Origin of the sequence: Leptolyngbya sp. PL-A3 (assembly GCF_039962325.1) — a bacterium.
In the GTDB taxonomy this organism is placed as follows: domain Bacteria; phylum Cyanobacteriota; class Cyanobacteriia; order Elainellales; family Elainellaceae; genus Vacuolonema.
Genome location: NZ_JAMPLB010000027.1, coordinates 48,778 through 61,352 on the forward strand (window position 1 = coordinate 48,778; position 12,575 = coordinate 61,352).

Below are 12,575 nucleotides of genomic sequence, written 5' to 3' on the forward strand. Positions count from 1 at the left end.
GCAGATGATGTATTAGATATCTGTTTTCTTAATTAAGCTTTCTAATTCTGCTAACTCCCTAGCAATTTCGGTTTGGACTTCGGCCTCAGTTAACTGTTCTACTTCTGATATAACTGGTTCTAGCTTGTCTGCTTTAGATAATTCGGGTTTCACTTCCTGCCATCTAAAAAAATGTGTACCAATAAATGTGGCAAGGTTCTTGATAGTTGGATGTTCAAATATTAGTGCTGTAGGCATTGATATATTTAAGCTATTTTCTATACGGCTCCTGAATTCGATAGCCATAAGGGAATCCAGTCCCATGTCTGCGAAGCCCTGATCGAATCTGACTTGAGAGGGGGGCAATCCGAGTACTTGTGCGGTTTGAGTTTGAAGGTGATCAATCAGAAGGTGTGGGCGATCGCCTATTGACGCTTGCTTCAAACTCTCTAAAAACTCATACCGTTTCAGCGTTTGTTCCTGGGATCTGGATGAGCCAATTTCGTCCACCAGGTTGGAAACTAAGGGTAGCTTCTGCTGGAATAAAGACCAGTTTATCGGTAGTACCCCTACCTGGGTTAAATCTCCCTGTATCAGGCTACCTAATATCTGTAAGCCTTGTTCTGGCGCGATCGTACTCAATCCTTGAGCTGTTAATCTAGATTTTTGGTAACAGCTTAAATTGGCTGACATGCCTGCCTCGGTCCATTGCCCCCAGTTAATACTTAATCCAGGCAGACCTAATCCCCGACGGTAATGAGCTAAGCTATCTAGAAAAGCATTCGCTGCCGCATAATTTCCTTGACCCGGTGAGCCCAAAAGTGATGCTGCTGAAGAGAATAAAACGAAGAAATCCAATGGTAAGTTCTGAGTGAGCGTATGTAGATTCCAAGCTCCTTGTACCTTAGGTTTCAAGGCACGCGTAAAACACTTCCAATCCTGGCGTTGTAATGTACCATCGTTGAGGGTTCCCGCAAGATGAAAGACACCTCGTAAAGGTGGCATTGTTGCTTCGATTTCCTCAAAAACTTTTTCCATATCCTCTTGAAGAGATACATCGGCCTGAGCGATAAAGAGCTTTACATCCATCTGCTCAAGTTGGCTCAAGAACTCATGCTCAGTAAGAACTTCCTGCCGGCTGATGAGAACTAAATGTTTTGCTCCTTGTTCTACCATCCACCTGGCGGTTTTCATGCCTAGAGCTCCTAGGCCACCTGTAATGAGATAACTACTATCCTTCCTAAATCCTGGTGTTGGAGATAGAGATACGGGGCTAGGTTTGAGACGAGAAACGTAACGTTGCCCTTCTCGAAAAGCCAAATGGTCTTCTCCTTCTGGACCTACAAACTCTGCTAATAGGTTCGTCGTTATATCATCTAATGAAGCATCAGATGGTATGTCAATTAATCCTCCCCAGAGTTGAGTGTGTTCTATAGCAATAACCTTGCCCAAACCCCATAAGGGTGCCTGGGCGATCGCTAAAGGTTTGCTATCAGGTAATTCTGATACGGCCCCTCTTGTAACAAGCCATAACTTTGGTGAACCCAACTCAGGATGCTTGATTAAAGCCTGTAGTAAGTGCAATACGCTGGCGCAATTTAGAATTTGAGCTTGTTCCAATGATGAGGGGAGCGTTAAATTTTCTGTTGGTGCAGCATCTAAGCTCCATAAATGAATGATGCCTTTTAAGGGTAAGTCAACTGAACTTAAATTAGTTTGAAGGAGCGTTTCGAAATGAGTTTGCTGTAGGGGATCGAGTATCCATGTAGTACGCTGCTCGGAATGCAAAGTGTGATCAGCAGATATAATCCAACATTGATAACCCTCATCCTCTAAACGCTTAGCAACTTCTTCTCCTATCCCTTGTTGGTCAGCAAAAATCAGCCAAGTCCCAGGATCGCTTATCTGTGTTGATTCAGATGGAGAAGAATGGCGTGGTTTGACTTGCCACTCTAATTGATAAAACCAATTTTCACTAGACGCGGCTGTTAATTCCTGCTGGTGCTGTTTCACCAAAGCAGACAACAAATCAGGCAAGAGCGCTTTCTGCTCAGGCGAAAAGCTGTGGTTCTTCTCTAACAAGGAGGTGATTTGCTCAACCTTTCCTTGATTCAGTAGATCGGTAATGGTTGTGCTAATTGGCTCTTGTTCTTTGAACTTTCTGGCAGGAGGCTCAACCCAATAACGCTGCCGTTGAAAGGGATATGTTGGCAAGGCCACCCGCCGCCGTCCATAGTCCCGGTCAAAACCCGACCAGTCTACATCTACCCCAGACATATACAATTTGCTCAAGCTTTCAAGAAGTTGCTGCCAGTTTGAAGCCTCAGGATGCAAAGAAGGAAGCCATAGCCCATCCTTTTCTAGCAGGCACTGGCGGCCCATAGCTAATAGGGTTGGCTTTGGGCCAATTTCGATAAAAACTTTATTTCCTAGCTGACCAAGCGTTTTCATCCCAGTTGCAAACTGTACAGGTTGTTGCAAGTGACGGCACCAATACTGGGGGGTGGCAATTTCTTCAGTAATGATTTCCCCAGTAACATTTGAAATGATCTTGAGGTTAGGAGGGGTATAGTTGACTTGCTGAGCAATTTGCTCGAACTGGGGCAGGATTGGCTGCATTAAGGGTGAATGGAAAGCATGTGATACGGCCAATTTCTTTATTTCAATCCCTTGAGAATGCAAGTTAGCTATAAGAGTCGTAAGAGACCCAGATTTGCCAGAAATCACAATACTGTTGGGAGTATTGATGGCAGCGATCGCTACATCCTCACCATTCACGTGTATGGTTTCTTGTACTCGATCCTCAGAAGCAAATACAGCCACCATTTCACCCCCGGAAGGCAAAGACTGCATTAATTGCCCTCGTGCCGCTACCAATTTGAGAGCATCTTCCAGGCTAAAAACTCCAGCGACACAGGCTGCCACATATTCCCCCAAACTATGGCCCATGACGACTTCAGGTGAGATTCCCCAGGATTTCCATAGTTGATAAAGGGCGTATTCCAGGGAAAATAAGGCAGGCTGTGTGTAAGCTGTCTGATCAATGAGCGTTGCCCCTGATAGAATTCTTAGCAACGACACATCTAAGTAGGGATGTAAAATTTCCTGGCACTGATCAATGACAGCACGGAAAGTTGGTTGAGTTTCATACAACTGCTGTCCCATACCGGCGTATTGAGAGCCTTGCCCAGTAAACAGAAACGCGATGTTTGAGGAATGATGGTTCATTCCCATTAACAATTCACTGGTATGGCTATCAACAGCCAGTTGTTCATAGAGTTGCGAAGATGATTCGCCTATAAGAGCGAGCCGGTGGTTAAAGTGCGATCGCCCCACATTTGCTGTAAAGCAAACATCTGCTAGTTTCGCTTCACAGAAATTTGAGAAATACTCCTGATACCTTGATTTCAGTTGTTTCAGCGCTTTCTCACTTTTTGCCGATAAGGTTAACAAATGCAGAGGGCGTTCAACCGTATCCTCATGATTGTTCTGTTCGGCATCGTGAAGCTCTTCACTGACTTCTTCTAAAACAATGTGGCAATTGGTCCCCCCAATACCAAACGCACTAACCCCAGCGCGTCTTGGAATTCCATCGGTCTTCCATTCGTGAAGTTGAGTACTAACGTAAAAAGGGCTATTTGCAAAATCAATTTGAGGATTAGGGTTTTCAAAGTGCAAACTGGGAAACAGCTGCTTGTGCTTTAAAGATAATACTGTTTTCATTAACCCCGCAATTCCTGCTGCTGCATCTAAATGCCCAATATTTGTTTTGACGGAACCAACCGCACAAAAACCTTTTCGGGTGCTCTCTTGAAACGCTTGGGTTAAGGCTGCCATCTCAATGGGGTCGCCAAGGACTGTACCCGTGCCATGAGCTTCTATGTAAGTGATGCTATCGGGAGTAACTCCTGCGATCGCCTGAGCCGCTGCAATCACAGATGCTTGCCCATTTACACTGGGGGCTGTGTAGCCCACTTTTGCACTACCATCGTTATTAATCGCTGAGCCTTTAATAACCGCGTAGATGCAGTCTTTGTGAGCGATCGCATCCGCTAGGCGCTTCAGCACTATAACTCCCAATCCATTGCCTGGCACCGTTCCCTGGGCTTGAGCATCAAATGCTCGACAGCGGCCATCAGGGGAAAGGATCATCCCCTCCTGGTACAAATAGCCCGATTGTTGCGGCAGACGAATGGAAACACCACCTGCTAAAGCCATATCACATTCACGATTATGCAAGCTTTGACAGGCTAAATGCACGGCTACAAGCGATGTAGAGCATGCTGTTTGTACATTCACACTTGGCCCATCTAGGTTAAGTTTGTAAGAAATGCGAGTTGGCAAAAAATCTTTATCATTACCAATTAATAATTGGTATTCTCCAACAGAATCCAAAATCTCACTATTTTGGTGAAGGTTGTTCAGTAAATAGGTGTTCGTACCAACTCCTGCATATACCCCAATTTTCCTTGTACTTTGGGGACTGCAACCTGCATTCTCTAACGCTTTCCAGGAAGCCTCTAGAAAGAGGCGATGTTGGGGATCGAGTACCTGAGCCTGTTTGGGACTGAATCCGAAGAACTCTGCATCAAATTTTTCAATATCTGGTAAGACAGCCTTACTGTTTATATAATTGGCTTGATGAAATACGTCTGGTTCTACCCCTGCTGCTTGTAGCTCCTCATCAGAAAAGAACGAGATTGATTCAACGCCTTCTTGCAAATTTTTCCAGAACGTTGCGATATCAGGGGCACCTGGAAAACGGCATGACATGCCAACAATAGCGATTTCTGTATAAGGGTTCTGCAAGTTTTGGTGTTGGCCTTTGCTTTGGATGCTCTCAGGCACAATTTTTTCACTTCTCTGGAGCGTTATATATTTAGCTAGATCGTAGATTGTTGGATATTTAAACAAATCAATAATGGAGATATCCCGATGAAAATGCTTTTGAAGTGCTCGATGAACCTGAACTAGCAGTAATGAGTGCCCACCCAGATCAAAAAAATTGTCATAAATACTAATTTCTTCTAATTGGAGGAGTTCTTTCCAAATTAGTGTAATGGCTTGTTCTGTATTTGTTTGGGGTAGGTTATAGGCGGATATTTTTTGGGGTTGTGCTTGCATGCTCAATAGAGCGTGTTTATCTATTTTCCCATTAGGACTTAAAGGTAGGGAGTCTAAACTTAAGAATACCGACGGTATCATGTATTGCGGTAGTTTCTGTTTGAGAAAATAGCGCAACTCATGGAGGACAGATTGTGTTTGTCGCGGAACTACGTAGGCGATTAGAGATTGCTCATCTGGCTTTTGCTGAACTAGGGCGATCGCGTCTTGTACCATTGGGTGCTGCATCAGTACTGCGTGGATTTCGTCCAATTCAATACGAAAACCACGAACTTTAACTTGATGATCACAGCGGCCTTTAAATTCAATGCTCCCATCACTCAGGTAACGTGCTAAATCTCCAGTTCGGTAAAGCCGGGTAGTAGCTTGATCGCTAAAAGGGTTAGGAACAAACTTTTCCGTGGTCAAATCAAAACGATTCAGATATTCTCTGGAAAGCCCAGCACCACCAATATAAAGTTCACCGACAATACCAATAGGTACTGGTTGTAAATGATTATCTAAGATATATATTTGAGTGTTAGCAATGGGATGTCCAATGGTAGGTGAGTGTTCTCCTTCTACCACTGGGGTAAATGTAGAGTACGTCGTCGCTTCTGTAGGGCCATAGAGATTGAATATTTGGGCATCAGGCCAATGCTTATAAAGTCGCTTCACCAGTTGATTGGAGAGTGGCTCACCTGCTAAGTTAAAGACCTGAACTCCATCTGGTATACCTTCCATCCTCAACAATTCAGCCATTACAGAAGGTACTGTGTTTAACAACGTAACCTTCTCAGCAGCAGGTAAGGTTGGAAGGTGTAAAGCATTTTCAGCTAGGATTACCTGCCCCCCCCAGCATAGGGGTGCGAATAGTTCAAAAACTGATAGATCAAAGTTAATTGATGTAGAAGCTAGAACACCCGCTAGTTGTTCTGCCGTATAAATACTGCGTGCCCAATGCAGGAAGTTAACAGTACTTCGATGCTCGATCGCAACTCCTTTAGGCTGGCCTGTAGAACCGGACGTGTAAAGAATATAAGCGAGATTAAATGGTTTTATATCTATATCTGGATTACTTCGGTTTTGTTGCTTGATAGCATTTCCATCTCGATCCAAAGCAATAACGGTAGCATTATGTTTAGAAAGGTTGATTTCGAGATTCTCGCTCGTCAATAAAACGGACAACTGAGCATCTGATAGGATCGAGATTAACCTTGCTTGAGGATAGCCGGGATCTAAAGGTACATAAGCTGCTCCTGCTTTCAAAACCCCTAGCAACCCGACAAGCATTTCAATAGACCGTTCTAAATAAATACCGACTAGTGTCTCTGTATTAACTCCTATCTTTTTTAAGTAATGAGCTAGTTGGTTGGCTCGCTCATTCAGTTCTTGATAGCTTATCTGCTGTGTTTCAAACACTACAGCAATAGCATGGGGTGTTCTTTCTTTCTGCTTCTCAAATAATTGATGGATGCACAGATCTTGAGGATATTCGTAGTCAGTACCATTCCACTTAACAAGAAGCTTTTGTCGCTCAACAGCACTGATCAAAGGCAGTTCCTGAATAGGAGTGCATAGCTCTGCCACAATACCAGCTAGTAAATTGTGAAAATGCTCTGCCATACGGGCGATCGTGCCAGCGTCGAATAAGTTGCGGTTATATTGCCAGACACTTAACAACTCAGTTTCGGTTTCTAGGACAGTCAACGTTAAGTCCAATGAAGCACCTGGCTGATCTATCGGAATGGACTCTAATCGCAATTCTCCTAAGTTAATTTGATAATCATTGCTTCCAGCCCAAAAGGCCGCTAAATTTTCTATTTGCCGTGCTTGTTCTAGGACAAACATGGTTTGGAATAGCGGAGAATAGCTCAAATCTCTTTCAGGCTGTAGTTTCTTAATGAGTAGCGAAAGAGGGTAATCTTGATGTTCCAACGCTTGTAGAACGACTTGCTGTACCTGACCTAGTAACGCCTTAAATGTAGGGTTCTGAGATAAATTAACTCGTAAGGCAACTGGATTAACAAAATAGCCGACGACATTGGCCCATTCCATTTGTTTCCGTCCTGCCATTGGAGAGCCAACTAAAATGTCCTCCTGTCTCGTATAGCGATGAAGTAATACCTGAAAAGTTGTCAAGAGGAGCACGTATAAGGTTACCCCTTCTCTTCGGGCAAGTTTGTTTAGCTTTTTAAGTAAATTCTGATTTAGAGAGAAGAGGTGTACACCTCCCTGGTAGGTTTGTATAGATGAGCGTGGTCTGTCCGTTGGTAAAGCCAGTACTGGTAGCTCTCCAGACAGTTGCTCCTGCCAATAACGCCATGATCGATTGCCCTGGTCACTCGCTAACAGAGCTGCTTGCCAACGCACATAATCGGCATAGTGCCAATCCAGCTTAGGCAAATCGGGCATCGCTCTTTGTCTATGCGAATATAAGCTACTAATCTCATTCAAGAGAAGTTCTAAGGACCAGAAATCAATGGCAATATGGTGGGCGGTCAAGAGGAGAATGTTCTCGTTTCCGCAATGAAACAAACTCACGCGTACAGGGAGTTCATATTCCAAATCAAATACACAATTCACTAAGGTTGCCAATTGTGTATCTAACTCATTCTGCTTCCACGTTGTTGCATCTATCTCCTCAAAAGGAATACTTAAATCGTGTCGGACTCGCTGAATAGGTTGGCCGTTAGTTGTACTGAACGTTGTGCGTAGAGAGAAATGGCGATCGCTCAAGACTTCAAACACCTGCCTCAAGATTGGCACATTCACAGGTGAAAGAATCCGCGCTGCGAAAACAGTATTATAGGCTGAACTCTGCGGTGTCAGTTGCTGTTGAAACCATAGGGCCAACTGCCCTTGAGAAAGAGGATATTCAGTTGGAGGCTCTGGTAAAGGTATACATTCAGTGGATGCTTGAGATATTGAATACTGCATGCTTTCCCATAGCTTTGTGGCTAGATGCGCTAAACTCACACCTTGAAGAAAATCCGAAATTTCTACAGTCAAGCCAATTGAATTAAAATAATGCTTGCATTCAAAAGCCATTAAGGAATCTATGCCTAACCGATTTAGCGGTTGCTGAGGATCCAACTGTGAGGAAGGTACTCTTAGTAATCGTGCAACCTGTTTTTTGAGAAGATATAATAATTGCTGTTGAGTGGTTTCGGGAGTTATTGCTAACAACTCTTTACGGCTCAGCTCCGTAGCTTGTTCTATATCCACTTGCTGTAATACACTTCTACCCACCTCACTAAGCGTTCCTTCCGTAAAACTTGTACGACAAGCATGGCGTTGAATCTTGCCACTACTGGTTTTAGGAATACTTCCTGGTTTTAATAGAACGACGCAGTAAACCTGTAACTCATGCTCCTCTGCTACAGCTTGACGAATTGCTCCGGCCACTTCTTCAATATCAAGTTTTCGCAGGTAGCTTCTCTCAATTTCCTGAAAAACTACAAGGCGTTCTTCTCCCGCCATAAACATTTGGATGGCAGCACTATAATTCGAGTGCAGTGCCGGATGACTTTGTTCTACTGTCAATTCAAGATCTTGAGGGTAATGATTACGACCTCGAATGATCAGCAAATCTTTCAAACGGCCTGTAACAAATAGCTCACCGTCTTGTATGAAACCCAAGTCTCCAGTCCGCAGAAAGGGGCCTTCTCCCGTGTCTACTAAATATGCATGGAAGGTTTGTTGAGTTTCCTCCGGTTTTTCCCAATAACCCTGAGCTACACTTGCACCAGATATCCAAATTTCTCCAACTTCTGTAGGAGCACAGCGTGTTCTTAGCTCAGGATTAGCAATGATAATTACAGTATCTAAGTGCGATCGCCCACAACTAATGAGATACTTTTTCTCTTTACCACTGGATGTCACTTCTACTCGATGGTTTACCAGTACCTTCTCCTCAACCGTACATTTCTCAGGCAACTGATTGATAGAACCGCCGGATACCATCAAAGTTGCTTCAGCCAAACCATAGCAGGGGTAAAAGGATGCTGCACGAAACCCACAAACTTCAAATTCTGCTATAAACCGTTCTAGTGTTGCTGAACGAATGGGTTCTGCACCGTTATAAGCGCTGGCCCAGTGGCTTAGGGCTAAGCTCTTCTTTTGTTCTTGGTTAATTTTATTGATGCATAGTTCATAGGCAAAATTTGGTGCTCCAGAATGTGTTGCTCCAGAATGTGAAATTGCTTGTAACCATCGATAAGGCTTTTGTAAAAAAGCGGATGGTGCCATCAGGTAACCAGTAAAACCTGTATAAAGAGGTTGAATAATTCCATCAACTAGACCCATGTCATGGAAGTGAGGTAACCAACTTACCGATACGCTGTTTGTGGTTAGTTGAAAAGCCTGCCGGATATACTCCGAATTATGTAATACGTTTTTATGGTTGACCATTACCCCCTTAGGGACAGAGGTGGAACCTGATGTATATTGCAGATAAGCTAAGGTATTGCTATTAATTGCTGGATTTTTTAAAGAGTATTCTGCATCTTCTACAAGATGGTCCGTTTCAATCCAAGCTAAAGGTCGTATTTCTGGTAATTGAAAAAGATATTTCTTGAATACGGGAAACACGGCTTTTGTTGTCAAAACTATTGTAGGCCTGGCGTCTGCAATAATTGACTTTATCCGGGCTGTAGAACGGCTAGAGCGGGGTGGATAAGCAGGAATTGCTACATATCCCAAATACAAACAGCCGAAAAAAGCAGCAATAAAATCTAAACTCGGTGGATATAAAAGTAGAACCCGTTCACCATCAGCACCGTAGCTCTGGAGTTTATAGGCGATCGCCCTCGCCTGGTGATCTAAATCTCCATAGGTCATGCAGGAGGATTGTTCTTCCCCTTCTGCCAGAAAAGTAAATGCATGTTGTGTAGCCTGGCAGGTTGCTCTCCAGTGCAGCAATTCAACCAGCGTTGAACATTGAAGTTCTTGATTGCAGAAGGGGTAATCCATAAAAAATATATTATGTTCCCAGATCTGATCCCTGAATTAGCAATTCATAGATGAAGAGAGTAAAAAGGAAAGCTGCAATACGTGTTGTGTCCTACCCCAACATATGTTTGTCTGGATACCATTTGGAATTAAAATTACCAAAATGAAACACTTAGGAAAACTTTAAATAACTTTATGGATGAACCTAAAAAATCTACCTAAAGAGGTTCGCCGCTCGTAACAAAAACAATACAAAAATCAAGCTTTTTAATTGGGTCGTTGGCCAACACGAATATACAGTAATAAATTAATAGGATGCTGTCAAATCAGGAGTATAAAGAGAAATTTAAAGATGATTTAATAAGTAGCCTGGGTTATCCTTTACCTTTATCTAGACTCAGCATATCTGACTATTTATGTATTGCTTCCGCTCATCATCTACAAAAGCCAATTCGTTAGCTCATTTGAGAATTGTTTAAGGAGTAAATTTCTTGTACACTTCGTACAGTAGAATTACTCCTTGAGCAATCCTCAAAGAGCTTCTGATGATTAGAACTAGTGAAGCTCACATCTTCCTGGTAAAACCAAAACTCAGAGGTCCTTTTTGGGTTTTGTCACCGCTGTAATAGAATCGAGGCCAAAAGTAAAATTTATAAAGACACAATCAGCAATTCTCAGTATGAGCTTCAAAGCTGAGAGGTCGTGCCCTTCGGGCACGACCTCTCAGCTTTGAAGCCCGAAAATAGCCCGCCTTCGGCGGGTTATTTTCGGGCTGGATTCCAAAATGAAAATTGCTGAGACACAATAGAACAACTTACACTTCAACCAGAGTGAAAATGGAGGAAGGAGTCCTACCGGATGATCTGGAAGAAACGACGATCAAGCTTTTCTCGCCAGGATTTTGGGAATGATCGACTGACCTTAAAAAACTGAGTATAGAGCCGGTTCAAGGTACGAAATAAGACTAGTTTGAGTTTGAAATAGGGTACTTCTTTAGCAATTAGCTGATCCATAAGTTCGTTAGCATAACGGTGAAGCTCTACATCCAAGGCATTATGTTGGTAGATCGCCTCAACAACATTAGAAGATAGATTCGCTCGTCTTGCTGGAGTATCGCCGATATTCCAGCGAAGATAGAGAGGCATTGTCCATCCAAAAATCTCCTTAGCAAGGACTAAAGTTTCATCGAATCGCTCTGTAGTGCCAACTACTGCAAAGTTTTCTTGTAAGTTCTGTTTGGCCTGTTCTAGAAACTCAAGAGGTAACTCTCCAAAAGGAATATCCCAACCACCCTTCTTAACCAGCATTCGAGTTTGACCATTATCCATTTCTTGAGAAATACCGTTTACAATATATTCCTTAACTTTTAACTTCTCACTCGTGATCTTTTTATGGAGATAGTGATCCTTTCGCTTGCGAGCATAGTAGTAGTGAGAAATAGCTCGATCGACAGGCTCACGCAGCATCGTGATATAAGTAGAAGGCTCTTCGATGTCCCGCTCTAGGCCAAAATCAAAATGGCCCCATACTACGTTGTAACGCAGGCGTTCTTCTGCAGATAATTGTTTGAAGTCTTCAGGAGTACAGCCAAGCAGATTGCGATCTGGGTGGCAGGAGAAAACGCTTTTTCTGCCGTATTGCCTGACCATAATGCATCCCAACGTAGTTCCCGCTGTTTTAGGAATGTGCATAAAGAGAATGAGGGGTGTTGTGCGGTGACTCGATAGTGGTGTTGAGGAACCGATCATAAAGGTTTGAAGAAAACAATAAGTATAGCAATCTTAATGAGTTGGGAGAGGCGATTTTGGCTCAAAGAAGTGTAGGGTAAGGCGCAAATTATCACGAAACTTAAGTATCCACAGCAAATCTAGCCTATTCTGTTGCTGTATCCTTTGTCCCCTTCATAAGCTAATCACCCATTGCTGTAACACTGGTAGCAATCCGTTTTATCTAGGGATATTGCATCGCTAGGAGACCCAAATATCTCCGTTCCTAGTTTATCAGCCTACACTTCTTTGAGGCACAACCAGCTTATCTCTGGTATCGGCAGAGAAAGCTGCGTTGCCTGGTCGAGAATAAATCAGCTTGCAATTGCCCACTTCAGCTCCCAGCAGAGGCTATGGCTATATTTTCCAAGAGTTAAGGTTACCTTACCGAGGTTCGTCATTCAATGCAAAGCCATCTGAACTTAAGTTCGGTTGAGAATTAGTTGATCGAGATGGTTCGCAGTTGATCTTTTGTTGCTTTGATGACTCAACTCTGAGTTGGCGACAAAGCAACATGAATTCTATAGACTAAAGCTAAAGGAATTAACAAAGTTAGTTCAACCCGTTCAAGCAAGAGGAATTATAAATACAACCCACAGTAGTTACTTTGTGCTGTGAAAGTTTCTTTTGACCGAAGTGCTTGATCGTAGAGAACACTAACAAGTGAATTTCTTGCTGCATGTCTATGGTGCGATCGCCCCAAATACCCGGCTTTCTAAGCGGGTATATTTCGAATGCAATCGCACTGGATCACTCATCAGAGTCACGTTGTAA

At 43.2% G+C, this 12,575-nt stretch carries 2 protein-coding genes; both read right to left on the bottom strand.

Features of this window, described 5'->3' with window-relative positions:
* Positions 1-12: 12 nt before the first annotated feature.
* On the bottom strand, positions 13-10,056 hold the full coding sequence (locus tag NDI52_RS19605) for an amino acid adenylation domain-containing protein (RefSeq protein WP_348256507.1): 10,044 nt from the start codon (positions 10,054-10,056) through the stop codon (positions 13-15).
* An 830-nt stretch (positions 10,057-10,886) separates the two neighbouring features.
* On the bottom strand, positions 10,887-11,783 hold the full coding sequence (locus tag NDI52_RS19610) for a sulfotransferase family 2 domain-containing protein (RefSeq protein ID WP_190775739.1): 897 nt from the start codon (positions 11,781-11,783) through the stop codon (positions 10,887-10,889).
* Between the last annotated feature and the right edge of the window lie 792 nt (positions 11,784-12,575).

What these genes read in the sequence shown, in the direction of transcription:
- NDI52_RS19605 (WP_348256507.1), bottom strand. Translation starts at nt 10,056, where the DNA reads ATGGATTACCCCTTCTGCAATCAAGAACTTCAATGTTCAACGCTGGTT.
- NDI52_RS19610 (WP_190775739.1), bottom strand. Translation starts at nt 11,783, where the DNA reads ATGATCGGTTCCTCAACACCACTATCGAGTCACCGCACAACACCCCTC.